Below are 14,495 nucleotides of genomic sequence, written 5' to 3' on the forward strand. Positions count from 1 at the left end.
TAATGAGTCTCTCTTAAGGGGTGCTTTTTCCCTTACGATCTATGAAGCCAGGCATTAATCGTGTTAAATTGAGATTAGCAACACTTGTTTCAACGACCTGCTGCAATCGAGGTGTCGTATGGGCTCTTTTTTACAAATCAAAATATATCGTCACAAGTTTATTGCCTATGTCATCTTCGTCGTGGCCATCGGACTCACGCTGGGTACGCTGACCTGTGCCATGCTGCTGAATCAATGGGTTGGCAATGCCCGTATCGAGGCGGCTAATGCCTTCTCGCGTGTAGAGAATGAGCTGCAGTATGATGCCGACCGCATCGAGGCTTACATGCAGCGAATCTATTCCAATCCCGGTCTGATGGATGATGCTCGCAGCTTTTTAAGCAGCAGTGCTGAGGGATACTTAACCAGCAGGCTGCAGAACAGCCAATTCTCACAACCGCTGGTTTCTTTTCCGGAGGATGTTAAGACCTATCTGTACAGCTGGGCGCAAGGTGAAATTACGCAGATAAGCACACATACCGACAAGTATGGCAATGTCGTCCGTTTTAATGATAACGGAATTGCAAGCTTTACCTTCGGGCTTCCGAATACGGATGAAGCTTTTCGCGACACCCTGATGAAGGGATTCGTATATCGCAAGAAACTGTCGGATCCAACGTCAGGTTCCCAGGAATTCGGAGAGCTGCGCTTCTTGGTCAGCAGTGAGCAAGTCTTTAAATCCGTTCAAAGCTTTCGATTGGGGAATGCAGCTGCCGTCAGCCCTTCCGGTGAAATATATTTGATCGGTAACGAACAGGACCGGGATCTGGAGGAATTATCCCGACTAGCCGCGGCGAGTGGACGCAGTCACGGTATTATTTCTAAAGGTGTTTTGAAACATATCTTTTTTGTCTCCTTCCCATCCGCCAAGTTTAACTTCAAATTCGTCAGCATCATCGATTTATCCATGCTCATTCGTCAGCATGCCGGGATGCTGATCACCATCTTTCTGATCATATTGGCGGCCATGATTAGTGTGCTTCTGCTCATTGCATACAATATGCGGGATGATGCCCTCTTCCTGCGCCGTATCATTCAATCGATTGGACGCGTGAAGATGGCCAATTTTACGCCTAACCGCCCTGCCCGTTACCGTCGGAATGAATACGGCATGATCGCCCGGGAATTGGACGATATGATTCAGCAGCTGGATAAGCATATCCGTAATGAATATCTGTTAAAGATCAAACAGCAGGAAACTGAAATGAAAGCGCTTCAACACCAAATCAACCCTCATTTTTTATACAACACGTTAGAGGTTATCCGCTCCACGGCTCTTGTCAATCAGGACAGGGACACCGCCGACGCCATTGCAACGCTGGGGACGCTCTATCGCGACATCGTCAAAAAGGAAAATATCATTTCGATTGCAAGCGAGCTGGAATTGCTGCAGAAGTACTTGGAGATTATGGAGTTTAAGTATCCCGAGCGCTTTTATTATCAAGTCAATGTAGAGCCGGCGCTGCTCTTCATCCCTACCGTGAAATTCTGGATGCAGCCTTTGGCTGAGAATTTTTTCATCCATGGCTTTAACGCGAATCATGAGTTTAATTTGTATGTCGTTAATGGCTTTGAAGCTGAAGACGGTTATGTTCTGGAGTTCGTGGACAACGGACGCGGGATTCCTCCGGATCGTTTACATACCGTTCGAAGCACACTGTCTAACCATGATGAGCCTTCTTCCCATAGTATCGGGCTGCGCAACGTATATACGCGCCTTCACTTTTTCTATGGTGACGGCTTTTCGATCGAGATTGCGAATAATGAGGAAGCTGGAGTCAACATTTCCGTGCGGATTTCAAAAGAGGTGATTGAACATGTACAAACTGATGATTGTGGATGACGAACCTCAGATTTTGGAGGGAATGAAGCGAATCCTGGATTGGAAACAATACGGATTTGGTCGGATCGAAACCTGCGAATCCACGGAGGAAGCCATGTCCAAAGGGGTCGACCTGCTGCCGGATGTCGCCATATTCGATGTTTGCATTGGCAAGGAGCTTGGATATGAAGCGATCCGCAGGCTGAACGAATTTCAAATCCCTACGAAATATATCATTATGAGCGGCTATAGTGAATTTACATATGCCCAGGAAGCCATTCGCTGTGGCGTCAAAGACTATCTGCTCAAGCCTGTCGAACGCACCAAGCTGCAGCAAGTGATTGAGAAGATCATCGTCGAAGATCTGGGCGGTTCAATCGGTAGCAGGAACGGCGAAAGCCTGAACAAGGATCCGGTATTAGGTGTAAGCTATGACAGCTTATCCAAGCTGGTCAACCGCATCCTGCTGATGATCAGGACAGAGTATGCTCAGAATATCACCTTGAAATCCGTGGCGGAGCGTTTCCAGATGAACAGCACCTACCTTGGACAATTGTTTCTTAAAGAAACCGCCATGAAGTTTTCCGAATACCTTATGGCTTACCGCATGCTTCTTGCACAAGAACGAATTCAATCGACAGATGAGAAGATTTCCTACATCGCATTTTCCGTCGGCTACAACAATCTCAACTATTTCTATACGCACTTTCACAGCTTTTTCCGAAAATCTCCTTCTGAACTGCGGGGAAAAGGTTAACAACAAACGCGGCGAAAAAAGGAGGATAATCGATGTTAAGGCACCCAAGACCCCGACGCGTCTTCATGATCATCAGTCTCCTATTGCTGCTCACATCATATACAACCGGCTGCTTCCAGCAGCCTGGATCTAACGACGAAACATATGATGGGGACACGGTAAACCTGATCTATTACACGATCGGTGAGCCTGACAAGGATCTGCAGCTCGTCAATGATAAAATCAATGAAATCATGGCTCGTAAAATCGGCGTGACCATCACCTATGTCAAGGTAAGCTGGCAGGAGTATGAAGATCGGCTGAACACGCTGATATCCGCCGGAAGTCCGTTTGATATTGCTTTTGCACCCGATTATGCAACCACCGCGATGCGCGGCGCCTGGTTGAAGCTGGATGACTACCTTGCCGGCCTGGGCAAGGAAATGTACGACGCCATTGACCCTATCTTTTGGCAAGGGGTACGTATGAATGATGGCAGCATTTACGGTGTGCCGACCAATAAAGAGTTAGCCGTGCTGGATCAGTGGATGTACCCCGCTTCCATCGTGAGTAAATATAATATCGACATTACCAAGTACAATACGCTGGAATCGCTTGAACCGCTGCTTCGGATGATTCATCAGGAAGAGCCGGCCTACATCCCCATGGAATTGGATCGGGATTCCCACAATTTCTTCGCTCTATATGGATACGAATATATTATGAACCATAAATTGCCCTTGATGATCAAATCACTGGACCCGAATGCTCAGGTCGTGAATATCTTCGAAACCACGGAAGCGCGGCAGGTGCTGGAGACGTTACGGCGTTATTACAAGGAGGGCTTCATTAATGAGGATGCCGCCTTGCGAGAGCCGGGAGGACTTAAACGAGGGGCCAAAGTGTTCTGGAAGTCTTCAGGCGGCGGTCCGCTCTCGGAGACAACTTGGAGCAAGGATCGCGGCTACAAGATTGTAGCGAATCCCGTAACCCCAAGCACCGTCACGACGGAATCCGTCCGGGGAGGCATCATGACGGTGAATGCCAATACCAAGCATCCGGTGGAATGCATTAAATTCCTGAATTTGCTCAATACCGACCCGGAAATACGAAACTTGTTTAATTATGGGATTGAAGGCGTGCACTATACACTAGATGAACAAGGGCAAGTCGTTCTAACTACGGACAAGGACAGCCATGGCGACCCGATTCCGGATGCCCCTGCAAGCCGCTATGCAGGAGTGCAATACACGCAGGGGAATTGGTTTATCCTGAAAACCATGGGCGGCGATAACCCGGACCCCCTCGACAAATGGGATCAATTCCGCAAATACAACGCTGGCGTCGTCAAGTCCACCGTGCTCGGCTTTACGCCCGATCTATCCAAGCTGACCGTTCAAACCGATAACATCGAGATGGTCTGGCATAAATATTATCCGAGCCTCATGACAGGCTCCGTCGATGTGGATACGATCCTTCCCAAATTTAACGAGGAGCTGAAGCAAGCAGGCATGGACGACGTACGGCAGGAAGTGCAGAAGCAGCTGGATGCTTGGCGGAATGAAATGAGGTGAGTGCTGGCAGCTCGGCTCTCCGATCGGGTCGACCTGACCCCCACATCGAGACATGGATCATATTCAAAAAAGGACCCTGAAGCGATAGCTTCAAGGTCCTTTTCGCCGTTTTCTTCACCTGGTCCCCTGAACGGTAACGGGGAGAAGCACATTTGAGTTCATGAGCTATTCCCATTTATCATAGGCTGCGTGCAAATTCACTTCGGACAGGAGTCCCTTTTGCAGCTGTGGATTCGGAACCATTCGATTGTACTTTATAATCTTTTGATTAATGGCCTCGAACGCTGTCTCTGGAATCGCATTCGACTCTTGGCGGTCCAAGAGCCGCTTGATGTCGGCGGCGATTTCTTTTCTCAGCTCAACCCATGCTGGCTGGTAATTCGCGTTCTTCATGATCCCGGTTAGAACATCTCCGTCTTCGATCTTAATCGGCTTTCCCTTCAACGGCAAATCGTCAAAGCCGCCTTCTCTGGCAAATTTGTCGATGGCCGATTCCAGCAGTCCGCTGCTGGTCGACATGGGGCGTCGTTCCTTTTCTTCACTTTGATTTTCTTCAGGAGCAAGAGCTGAATTTTTTGGATCATCATTCCGTTCCATTCGGTCACCTCCGTCTTACATATCAGGGAAATAAATTCTTTGATTAATATGCAGCTCGTAGTCATTTCTTTCGATAAAAGAAAGGCTGTTCCTCCTTCTGAATCGCAAAGTATGATCGAGAATTTTTCATTGACAAGCCATCCACACCAATATATGATAATGATTATCATTTTCATGTGCTAATTTGTACCATTTTATTAGAAGGAAGGGTTTGTACGTGATTAAAAAACGTGAAGTTTCATTAAGGGCATTATTTATTTCGGCAATGATCCTGATTCTGCTGGTCGGCTGTTCGAGCCAGCCATCAAGCTCAACACCTGCACCGGCTGCGACGGAAAAGGCTTCGTCAAGCACAGAAACGCCTAAGACGGAAACACCTGCTTCCCAAGATACAGATGTTGAATATCCGATCGTAATCAAGCACGCTTTTGGCGAAACCGTCATTAAAAGCAAGCCTGAACGTGTAGCTACGATTCAATGGGCTAATCATGATGTGGCTCTTGCTCTTGGCGTTGTTCCTGTAGGCTTTTCTGCCGCGAATTACGGCGTTCAGGACGACAGCGGACTTTTGCCTTGGACCGCTGAAAAGCTTAAGGAACTTGGCGTGAGTGAGCCTAATGTTTTTCAGGATACGGACGGCCTTGATTTCGAGGCCATTTCCGATGCCGACCCGGATGTCATTCTGGCAGCCTACTCCGGAATCACGCAGGAAGACTACGATATTCTAACCAAGATCGCTCCGGTCGTGGCGTACCCGACGACTCCTTGGCTCACGACTTGGCGGGAACAAGTGATGTTAAATGCAACCGGCATGGGCATGAAAGCGGAAGGCGAACAGCTCATTAAGGATACGGAGAACCTGGTCAAGGAAAAAGCAAGCGAGCATCCTGAGATGCAAGGTAAGAAAGTAGTTTGGGTCAATTTCTCGGCGAAAGACATGTCCAAATTGCATATCTATACCCCTGCTGACCCTCGCGGCTCTTTCCTGATGGAGCTTGGAATGGAATATCCTGAAAGTGTTACGAGTCAGATTACCGATGCTACCAACTACTCGCTGAATTTAAGCGCTGAGAACGCTGATGTCCTGAACGATGCGGACATTTTGGTCGGATATGGTGATGAGAGTTTATATGAAGCCGTTAAAGCAGACTCTCTGCTTGGCAAGATTCCGGCTATTCAAAGAGGCTCCGTCGTATTTATTGGCAACGGTACACCACTGGCGGCTTCCGGAAATCCGAACCCCCTTTCCATCTCTTACACCATCGATGACTACCTGGAATTACTCGCAGGAGCTATTAGCAAAGTAAATGAATAGTTCATCCGTTTCAGAAAACAAAGTGCTAAACTCCCGCATTCCGAGAAATTTCACATGGGTTCTGGTGATATGTTTGGTTTTGCTCGGTATAAGCGTGCTCGCATCTTTCACCTTAGGCTCCCGGCCGATCCGATTTCATGAATTGATGGACGGATTATTTCATCCGGACATCGATTCCTACGGAGCAAACGTGGTCCGCAAAAGGATTCCTCGAACGATTTTCAGTTTGTTTTGCGGTGCGGCACTCGGCGTTTCCGGGGCACTTATGCAAGCCGTCACTCGCAACCCGATTGCAGACCCGAGCATCCTGGGCGTCAACACCGGCGCAGCATTGTTTGTGGTTTGCGGAATTGCGTTCTTGAATATTAGCACCGCAAATCAATATATTTGGCTAGCTTTAGCCGGAGCAACCATTACCGCAGTGTTTGTATTCGGAATCGGTTCCATGGGGCGTGGCGGTGCTACGCCCCTTAAGCTTGTGTTGGCGGGAGCCGCCACAAGCGCCGCCCTCTCTTCGTTAGTTAGCGCAATCATGATTCCACGCTCCTATGTCATGGATCAATTCAGATTCTGGCAAGTGGGCAGCGTGGGTTCAGCGAACTGGAGCGATATGGCTACGTTCGCACCGTTTCTCGGAGTCGGCATGCTGTTAGGCATCATTTCGTCCTCGGCATTGAATGCGTTGGCGCTTGGAGACGACGTCGCGACCGGACTGGGCGTTCGTACAGGAGTACTGCGGCTTGGTGCGGCTTTTGCCGGAGTTCTTTTATGCGGGGCGACTACGGCGCTGGCAGGGCCCATAGGTTTTATCGGGCTTTTGTCAACGCATGTCATACGCCTTCTTCTTGGCTCCGACTTGCGTTATATTATACCGATGTCTGCCATTTCGGGAGCTGTCATATTAACGATATCCGATGTTATCGGCAGGCTGGTCGGCAGCCCCGGAGAACTTGAAGTCGGGGTAGTCACAGCCTTTATCGGGGCACCGATCCTAATCATATTAGCTATGAAAGCGAAAGTGCGTTCATTATGAAAAATAAAACTGTTGCGTTCATTATGGCAGGCAGGCGTCAAAGACGCCGTCGATGGATTCTTGTTACCAGCTTCCTTGCGTTACTTGCCTGCGTGCTCTGCTGTGCCATGCTTTTACTCGGGAGTACCATTTATCCCGTACAGGATGTCGTCCGGGCACTTTCGGGAGAGAACATCAAAGGGGTATCTTTTGCTTTGAATACTATACGCCTGCCGAGAATGCTGGCCGGCCTTTTTGCCGGATTTGCTTTTGGCCTGGCCGGTAACACCTTCCAGACGATGCTGCGTAACCCTCTTGCGAACCCGAATGTCATCGGGATTACTTCCGGCTCGAGCGCGGCGGCCGTTTTTTGCATTATCATTCTTCATACAAGCAATGCTGTTGTTTCCATTGCTTCGGTGGTCGCAGGTCTGGCTACCGTAACCCTCATTTATCTGTTGTCTAGGGCAAAACCTTTTTCCGTCGGGCGATTAATTTTGGTCGGTATCGGCATGCAGGCCATGCTAAACGCAGCCATATCGTATCTTCTCTTGGTTGGCGCGGAGCAAGACATTCCGACAGCGTTCAGATGGCTTAGCGGCAGCCTTAATGGCTCCCAAATGCATGAGCTTCCGGCTCTGGTGATATCGGTTCTGATTGGTACGCCTATCGTTGTCATGCTGGGGAAACATCTAAGTGTACTGGAACTGGGAGAACAATCCGCCGCGTCTCTCGGCGTGAATACGGACCTGACCCGAATGGTCCTTATCTTAAGCTCCGTCTGCATGATCGCAATCGCTACCGCTACCACGGGTCCCATCGCTTTTGTCGCTTTCCTCTCGGGACCGATCGCCAAGAGATTGGTTGGCGTCGGGTTTTCGAACGCAATCCCGGCGGGACTTGTTGGCGTGAATCTGGTTTTGGCTGCCGACCTGGTCGGACAGTTTGCTTTTGAGGTCCGATTTCCTGTGGGCATCATAACCGGAATCCTCGGAGCGCCTTATTTGATTTTCTTGCTGATCCGAATGAATCGAAAGGGAAATTTATAATGAAACCTACGCATATTTTTAAAGCTGAGCAAACGGTAGCGGGATACGATCATAAAACCATCATTCACGACATTAGTCTTGCCATCCCCAGTCATAAGATCAGCGTGATTATTGGAGCCAACGGGTGCGGAAAATCTACGCTTCTGAAAACCATGGCAAGGCTGATAAAACCTACATCTGGTCAAGTTACGCTGGACGGAAAGCCTATCGGCCATATACCGCCCAAAGAGCTGGCTCGTGTATTGGGTCTGCTGCCGCAGTCTCCCATTGTTCCTGAAGGGATCTCCGTCGCGGACTTGGTGGGACGCGGAAGGTTTCCACACCAGTCGTGGTTTAGCGGGTGGACAAAAAAGGATGAAGAGGCCGTTTCCGAAGCGATGGAAATCATGAATATCACGGAGCTTGCCAATCATCACATCGACGAGCTGTCCGGCGGTCAAAGACAGCGCGTCTGGATCGCTATGGCGCTGGCGCAGCAAACCGATATTTTACTGCTCGATGAACCTACAACCTTTTTAGATATTACTTATCAGATCGAAATTCTTGACTTGCTCACAGACCTAAACCGAAAATATGGAACGACGATTGTCATGGTTCTGCATGATATCAACCTGTCCGCCCGTTATGCCGACCATATCTTTGCGCTCCATAATGGGTTGCTTGTGGCTGAAGGTACGCCATCCCAAGTCATTACGAGCACGATGATCCAAGACATATTCGGGCTGGATTGCTCGGTAATCCAAGACCCCGTGTCAGGCTCTCCCCATGTGATACCCAAAGGACGATATCATGTTCAGCATGAAGGTTCTCCTTAACATTCTGATGCATCGACGGAGCAGGTAATTCAATCCTCCGTTTATGCCTTAACAATGAAAGGCCCGACATCGTTTAAAGTCGGGCCTTTTGTGCATTTTGGTATTTCGTCTTTTTCTTCCCTGGTGTCGTGAATTCATTTTCTAGAAACAAGGTCCTTTACTGCACCTATTAAAGCTGCCGGGAGTAATGTAACGGCAAAAATGGCAGAGAATAAGTTGTGTTCTTGGGCTTTATAAGGTGTGAACCATTCCGGAAAGAACGAGCTTTATGTTGTGTCTCTTTCAATGGATGTGCTCTCCTTTTTTACATTTATCACCTAATTTTAATATTCATCCGCGGGACTCTTATAAGTCTTTTCTAGTAAATAGGCTTACCGTTAAGAAATAGGAAGCGATGAATACGGCTACGATACCCATTAGAATAAGAAGTAAGGTTTGGTCGCTAATGACGCCTTTCTCGCTCACCATATTCATTAGCACCGCTGCAGGTTGTGCCAGGATGATTAAGGAGATCATGAATACGGCATTGATAATTCCGGCTCCTTTTTTACTAAGCGCGTAAAAAAGAGGCATATAGATAGAAATGAGAACAAGCAGCATTCCTACTGAAACCAATATGGACCATACCGTGTAATCCGGCTTTTCAAGCTGCGGGAATGAAAGATTAATGAACCGGTGAATCCCGTAAGAAGCAATGACCCCAAAAAGGGTATATATGACGGCTGTTATGTATTTGGCTAGAACAATATGTTTGCGACTAATCGGCAGCGTGACCAGAAATTTATGGTTATGGTTTTTGATATCGATCATCGTAGCGAGAATAATGGAGCCGAAAGCGGTATAGATTCCTACAAAATAAATAGACATTTTACTTTTTGGTATAAAAGCGACACTGAATACAGCGAGATAAAGAAGAATCGTCCACAGTGAGCTTTTTAAAGCGATGAGGTCTTTGCGAAGCAAATTAAGCATGAACTCGTCCTCCCTTGGCCGTGAAGTACATGATGTCTTCTAAGGATGGTTTTTCTAAAATAGCATTATTGCTAAACAGCTTCGCGGCCTTTTGTCTATTATCTACTAAGCCCTCAAAACCAAGCGCCGTTTCACGAATTCCGATAAACTCCTTACGAATATCCGAATCAATCAGTTGCAAGTCGCCCTTCACGATCGCGTATCTCTCAAGCACATCATCTTTCGCTTCATTGAATACGAGTTTTCCGTCATTGACGAAAGTAATGTAGTCAGCTATGCGGTCCAAATCCGTCGTAATATGGGTCGAGAAGATAATCGTATTTTTTTCGTCCTGCATCATATCCGCAAGCAGATCGAGCATTTCCCTTCTGAACACAGGATCGAGTCCGGAAGTCGGCTCATCCATGACCAGGAGTTCAGCCTCATGGGATAAAGCAATGGCAAGGGAGAGTTTGATCTTCATTCCCTTGGATAAATCTTCAACCTTCTTCTTAGGAGACAATTCGAATTGTTCGAGGCAGCGGTTAAATTTCTTTTCATTCCAATGGCTGTAAAAAGGTGCGATCATTCGCTTCGTATCACGAATCGTAAGATGCTCATAATAGAAGCAATCATCCGAGACAATGCCGATGCGCTGTTTAATGTCGACTTCATGATTAGGCATATCCAGGCCGAGTATTTTTACGCTGCCGGAATCGGGACGGATCATGCCGAGCATCATCTTGATTAAGGTGCTTTTACCAACACCATTCGGACCAATGAGTCCGGTAATGTAGCCTTGTTTCACATCCAGAGAGACATGATCGACTTTGAAAAGAGGGTATGTTTTCGTTAAATTACGTAATTCGATTGCATTCATGGTGTTTGCTCCTCCTCGAACAGTAAAGTCAGATGATCGATTACATCTTGTTGACTCATATTTAATTCCTTGCTTTCTCGAATGATATTCATCATTTTCTCTTCCAATCGCTTCATGCGCTGCTCCCTGATGAAATCTTTATTTGCCCCTGATACGAAACATCCCTTACCTACGACCGAGTCGATTAGTTTTTCGTTCTCCAATTCTTCATAGGCACGCTTAGTGGTAATAACACTAACCTGCAAATCCTTAGCAAGCTGCCTAATGGAAGGCAGGCTGTCGCCTGCGCGCAATTCCCCGCTCAGGATGCTCTGTCTAATCTGGTTCATAATCTGTATGTAAATCGGATCGCTCGATGCGTTGGATAATATGATTTTTATGCCGTTCACCCCACTGCTGTTAATTAAGTGCATACCGTATATATATAATATATACACTATTCCCTCTTGTGTCAATTCATCCATCTGGGCAGTGATTCTTGTCCATTTCGGTAGCTAAAATAAAAAAGCCGAAGCCCTTAAATAAGGATTTCGGCGTTTTCTATTCCCCCAACCCTAATATTAGGGCAACGGTTATCGAAGCTTACATTAAGCTCTGCGAATCGTAAATTCAAATAACATGTCCGTCGAAGGATCGATTTGATACTCTTCATGAACCGGAGCCCCCCAGCTGTCGTCACCCCCAACCCCCATTTGCCGCCCGGCAATGGTAACAACGGTATGGTGAACGTTCGGCAGCTCATAATGATGCGTCGCATTCTCCAGCTCGAATGCGGTATACGGCGATATATTGGCTTCTACCGGTGCTGCCGATGGTGCCTCAATCGTAATGCCATGGCCTTGATCGCTAGTTATGGATACTTCACGCACCCCCGTACGATTGCCCGATTCCTGCGGTACCAAGTAGGCTGATACATTATCCGCCGCACGATTGCGGAAGCGACACAATCTAGCTCCGAACGCACGGTCGATATAATTCTCTTCCGGTCCGTTTGCATACCAATCCAGGTTGTCGTAGTCCGCTGGTACTTTGAACGTAAGGGCAAAGATCGGCAGCTTCGGCAAGCCCGGTTCTCCTTGGTACCCCGCCTTTACCTGAATGCTGCCATCGGTGAATACCGTGTACGATACACGCACCCGTATTTCCTCGGACACGCTCAGTTTATACACGTAGGTCACGGTCGCGCGGTCCGAGTCCTCCATAAGTTCGCAGCTTAACGTTCTTCGGGTCAGGCTTGCAGCATACCACAGCGCGGAATCGAAAGGCAGTCCCGCTCCTTTATCGTTATCCGTCATCGCTCTCCAGAAGAGCGGCACCGGCGGCGAAGAGATCATCTCCCGTCCCGCATACTTGATGGATATGAGGGTCCCTGCCTGCTTCGAGAACAAAACGGAGAAATCACGTCCATGAACGCCGATATTTACGTCCCCTTCAACTACACGGAAATCATTCGCAGCCGTATCGTGCGAAATTCCTGAATCTGATTTCAGGCGTTCCGCCTCCGACGCTTGCGTATGGTCAGGAGCGTCAACAGCCAACGGGTTCTCCACTGAGAATACATGCTGTCCAAAAGCAATTTCGTAGCCGGCTTCCGCCCATAACGATTCCTTCTTGAGCACGAGTGAAACGTCCAGCGTATACTCACCGGTTGGATACCCAGCCTCAGGCAATTCCAGCTTTACATATCGCTCTTCACCGGGACCAACCTGGGTGCATACCGCTCCGCTGTAGATTTTCCTTCCCTCTAAACTCAGGCAATATTTAACTTCATAAGCATCCAAGCCCACAAACAGGTTCTCGTTTCGGATCGCGACGCCACAACGATCCGGAATCAGCTTGACGTTCTGATACAGGAATTTCACTTCCTGCATTTTGGGGGACCATGTCCGATTCGCATATACGATGCCGTTGCCGGAGAAATTGTAATCAGTTGAACGATCATTAAAATCCCCTCCATAAGCCATAAAAGGCTTGCCATAACGATCACGTTTCATGATAACCTGATCCATGAAATCCCAGATGAAGCCGCCTTGATACATCGGAAACTTCTGCTCCAGCTCCGTGTATTTATGCAAACCGCCAACGGAATTGCCCATGGCATGCATGTACTCGCAGCTGATGTAGGGCTTGGAAGGATCGTTTAACAGATACTGTTCAATATCCGCCGGTTTGGCATACATGCGGCTCTCCATATCGCTCGCATCGTCATATTCCCGGTTATGGAACACCCCTTCGTAATGCACGAGCCGGGTAGGGTCCTTCTCCCGAAAAACATTCGCAACGTTCCGAATGACTTCTCCGGCATAAGATTCGTTGCCGCAAGACCAGATCAATATCGATGGGTGGTTCTTATCCCTCTCCATCATGGAAATCGCACGGTCCAACACGATATCCTGCCATTCCGGCCTGCTGCCCGGTATGTTCCAGGATGGCTCAACGGCCCCCATTTTCTGCCATGATCCATGTGTCTCCAAATTCATCTCGTCGATGACATACACGCCGTACTCATCACACAGCTCATACCACAGCGTCTGATTCGGATAATGCGACGTCCGTACGGCGTTAATATTCGCCTGCTTCAATGTCTTGATATCCCACAGCATATCCTCTTTCGTAATGCAGCGTCCGCGGCGGGAATTAAATTCGTGCCGGTTGACACCTTTGAATACAATGCGCTTGCCGTTTAAGTGCATCACTTTGTCGATCATCTCGAATTTGCGGAAGCCTACCTTTTGCGGCACAACTTCCACAAGGTTTCCGGATGCGTCATAGACGGATACGTACAGCGTATATAAATTAGGTTCTTCTGCGCTCCACCGCTGGACCTTCCCGGCAGCTAACGCAATCGACGCCGTCCCCCCGGAAGCTCCGGTCTCGCCCCGGACCACTGGATTTCCTGCTGGATCCTTGAGCTCAAGGACTACTTTCGAAGCGGACTTGCCCCTGAGCTGCATGGCAGCCTTCAGCGTTCCAAGTTCATACGTTTCATCCAAATCGGTTTGAACATGCAGATCCTGCACATGAACGTCCGGTACCGTATACAGATACACGTCTCGAAAAATACCGGAAAAGCGCCAAAAGTCCTGATCCTCCAGCCAGCTTCCGGTGCTGCGTTGGTAAACCTCGACAGCCAGCTTATTCTCACCCTCGGTTAAGTACGGCGTGAGGTCAAATTCGCTCGGCGTAAAGCTGTCTTCGCTGTAACCAACAAACTCCCCGTTGAGCCATACATAGAAAGCCGTTTCAACTCCCTGAAAAGAGATATACAGCGGACGCTGCGACCAGCTTGGAGGAACGTTGAAAAACTTCACATAACTGCCCACCGGATTGTGGTCCTCTGAGATCAACGGGGGTCTAAGAAACTCCTGACCATCCCAGGGGTACATCGTATTCACATACTGCGGCTGCCCATACCCCTGAAGCTGGATATGTCCGGGAACCTCAATATCATCCCATCCTCTGCAGGAAACGTCCATTCTATAAAAATCCGCTTGACGTTCCTTGGCATTATGAGCATAACTAAACTTCCAGCTTCCATTCAGGCTCCGGCGCCAAGGCATCTCTCCAAGCTGTTCGGCTTCAAGTATCGTTTCGTAATACCGATGATCGGAGTGCGCGGGCATCCTGCTTACCGCAAATATGCCGGGGTCGGACAACCATGCAAGGCTTGGCGCGACTCCTCGTTCAACCTGCTGTTTCATCTGT

The 14,495-nt window shown here is 48.4% G+C and carries 12 protein-coding genes and 1 pseudogene; 7 read left to right on the forward strand and 6 right to left on the reverse strand.

Going from position 1 to position 14,495, the window contains the following annotated elements; all coding sequences use genetic code 11:
- The first annotated feature begins 118 nt into the window (after nucleotides 1-118).
- The 3 genes from OHJ21_RS16840 to OHJ21_RS16850 are packed head-to-tail and all read left to right on the forward strand — an operon-like array spanning nucleotide 119 to nucleotide 4,171.
- Complete coding sequence (locus OHJ21_RS16840) at nucleotides 119-1,882, forward strand: sensor histidine kinase (protein ID WP_100538724.1); 1,764 nt, start codon at nucleotides 119-121, stop codon at nucleotides 1,880-1,882.
- Nucleotides 1,857-2,618 (forward strand): response regulator transcription factor, encoded by a 762-nt coding sequence (locus OHJ21_RS16845; protein WP_486020614.1) that lies wholly within the window; start codon nucleotides 1,857-1,859, stop codon nucleotides 2,616-2,618. The genes OHJ21_RS16840 and OHJ21_RS16845 overlap by 26 nt, the downstream gene beginning before the upstream one ends.
- Nucleotides 2,619-2,650: 32 nt before the next feature.
- Entirely contained in the window at nucleotides 2,651-4,171 is a 1,521-nt protein-coding gene (locus tag OHJ21_RS16850; protein WP_486020615.1) for an ABC transporter substrate-binding protein, read from the forward strand.
- A 165-nt stretch (nucleotides 4,172-4,336) separates the two neighbouring features.
- On the opposite strand, the gene OHJ21_RS16855 is transcribed toward OHJ21_RS16850, so the two are convergent.
- Complete coding sequence (locus OHJ21_RS16855) at nucleotides 4,337-4,768, reverse strand: DnaJ family domain-containing protein (RefSeq protein ID WP_486020617.1); 432 nt, start codon at nucleotides 4,766-4,768, stop codon at nucleotides 4,337-4,339.
- Nucleotides 4,769-5,033: 265 nt separating this feature from the next.
- Here OHJ21_RS16855 and OHJ21_RS16860 point away from each other — a divergent pair, with 265 nt between their 5' ends.
- Genes OHJ21_RS16860 through OHJ21_RS16875 form a run of 4 tightly spaced genes read left to right on the forward strand, consistent with a single transcriptional unit; the run spans nucleotide 5,034 to nucleotide 8,959 of the window.
- Nucleotides 5,034-6,083 carry an iron-siderophore ABC transporter substrate-binding protein gene (locus tag OHJ21_RS16860; RefSeq protein WP_100539499.1) on the forward strand — a complete coding sequence of 350 codons (1,050 nt, stop codon included), beginning with the start codon at nucleotides 5,034-5,036 and terminating at the stop codon, nucleotides 6,081-6,083.
- Nucleotides 6,076-7,116, forward strand: a complete 1,041-nt coding sequence (locus OHJ21_RS16865) for a FecCD family ABC transporter permease (RefSeq protein WP_100538728.1) — start codon at nucleotides 6,076-6,078, stop codon at nucleotides 7,114-7,116. Before OHJ21_RS16860 ends, OHJ21_RS16865 begins: the two co-directional genes overlap by 8 nt.
- The gene (locus tag OHJ21_RS16870; RefSeq protein ID WP_486020618.1) at nucleotides 7,113-8,144 is read left to right on the forward strand and encodes a FecCD family ABC transporter permease; all 1,032 of its coding nucleotides are present in this window, start codon (nucleotides 7,113-7,115) and stop codon (nucleotides 8,142-8,144) included. Before OHJ21_RS16865 ends, OHJ21_RS16870 begins: the two co-directional genes overlap by 4 nt.
- Nucleotides 8,144-8,959, forward strand: coding sequence for an ABC transporter ATP-binding protein (locus OHJ21_RS16875; RefSeq protein ID WP_486020620.1), 816 nt, complete (start codon nucleotides 8,144-8,146; stop codon nucleotides 8,957-8,959). Before OHJ21_RS16870 ends, OHJ21_RS16875 begins: the two co-directional genes overlap by 1 nt.
- Before the next feature lie 134 nt (nucleotides 8,960-9,093).
- Here the strand turns inward: OHJ21_RS16875 and OHJ21_RS16880 are convergent.
- From OHJ21_RS16880 to lacZ, 5 genes and pseudogenes are all read right to left on the reverse strand, one after another.
- A pseudogene (locus OHJ21_RS16880) lies at nucleotides 9,094-9,225 on the reverse strand (YfzA family protein); the annotation flags it as partial.
- A gap of 79 nt (nucleotides 9,226-9,304) precedes the next feature.
- Nucleotides 9,305-9,931 carry an ABC-2 transporter permease gene (locus OHJ21_RS16885; protein WP_486020622.1) on the reverse strand — a complete coding sequence of 209 codons (627 nt, stop codon included), beginning with the start codon at nucleotides 9,929-9,931 and terminating at the stop codon, nucleotides 9,305-9,307.
- The gene (locus OHJ21_RS16890) at nucleotides 9,924-10,790 is read right to left on the reverse strand and encodes an ABC transporter ATP-binding protein (RefSeq protein ID WP_394054308.1); all 867 of its coding nucleotides are present in this window, start codon (nucleotides 10,788-10,790) and stop codon (nucleotides 9,924-9,926) included. Before OHJ21_RS16890 ends, OHJ21_RS16885 begins: the two co-directional genes overlap by 8 nt.
- Entirely contained in the window at nucleotides 10,787-11,170 is a 384-nt protein-coding gene (locus OHJ21_RS16895; RefSeq protein WP_486021051.1) for a GntR family transcriptional regulator, read from the reverse strand. Before OHJ21_RS16895 ends, OHJ21_RS16890 begins: the two co-directional genes overlap by 4 nt.
- A 207-nt stretch (nucleotides 11,171-11,377) precedes the next feature.
- The gene (gene lacZ, locus OHJ21_RS16900; protein WP_486020623.1) at nucleotides 11,378-14,491 is read right to left on the reverse strand and encodes a beta-galactosidase, LacZ type; all 3,114 of its coding nucleotides are present in this window, start codon (nucleotides 14,489-14,491) and stop codon (nucleotides 11,378-11,380) included.
- Nucleotides 14,492-14,495 lie beyond the last annotated feature (4 nt).

This window comes from Virgibacillus sp. LDC1, from assembly GCF_025792345.1.
GTDB classification, from domain to species: domain Bacteria; phylum Bacillota; class Bacilli; order Paenibacillales; family Paenibacillaceae; genus Paenibacillus_AQ; species Paenibacillus_AQ lautus.

Excerpts from the sequence above, each read along its gene's own strand:
- OHJ21_RS16840 (WP_100538724.1), top strand. The coding sequence starts at position 119 with ATGGGCTCTTTTTTACAAATCAAAATATATCGTCACAAGTTTATTGCC.
- OHJ21_RS16845 (WP_486020614.1), top strand. The coding sequence starts at position 1,857 with ATGTACAAACTGATGATTGTGGATGACGAACCTCAGATTTTGGAGGGA.
- OHJ21_RS16850 (WP_486020615.1), top strand. The coding sequence starts at position 2,651 with ATGTTAAGGCACCCAAGACCCCGACGCGTCTTCATGATCATCAGTCTC.
- OHJ21_RS16855 (WP_486020617.1), bottom strand. The coding sequence starts at position 4,768 with ATGGAACGGAATGATGATCCAAAAAATTCAGCTCTTGCTCCTGAAGAA.
- OHJ21_RS16860 (WP_100539499.1), top strand. The coding sequence starts at position 5,034 with ATGATCCTGATTCTGCTGGTCGGCTGTTCGAGCCAGCCATCAAGCTCA.
- OHJ21_RS16865 (WP_100538728.1), top strand. The coding sequence starts at position 6,076 with ATGAATAGTTCATCCGTTTCAGAAAACAAAGTGCTAAACTCCCGCATT.
- OHJ21_RS16870 (WP_486020618.1), top strand. The coding sequence starts at position 7,113 with ATGAAAAATAAAACTGTTGCGTTCATTATGGCAGGCAGGCGTCAAAGA.
- OHJ21_RS16875 (WP_486020620.1), top strand. The coding sequence starts at position 8,144 with ATGAAACCTACGCATATTTTTAAAGCTGAGCAAACGGTAGCGGGATAC.
- OHJ21_RS16885 (WP_486020622.1), bottom strand. The coding sequence starts at position 9,931 with ATGCTTAATTTGCTTCGCAAAGACCTCATCGCTTTAAAAAGCTCACTG.
- OHJ21_RS16890 (WP_394054308.1), bottom strand. The coding sequence starts at position 10,790 with ATGAATGCAATCGAATTACGTAATTTAACGAAAACATACCCTCTTTTC.
- lacZ (WP_486020623.1), bottom strand. The coding sequence starts at position 14,491 with ATGAAACAGCAGGTTGAACGAGGAGTCGCGCCAAGCCTTGCATGGTTG.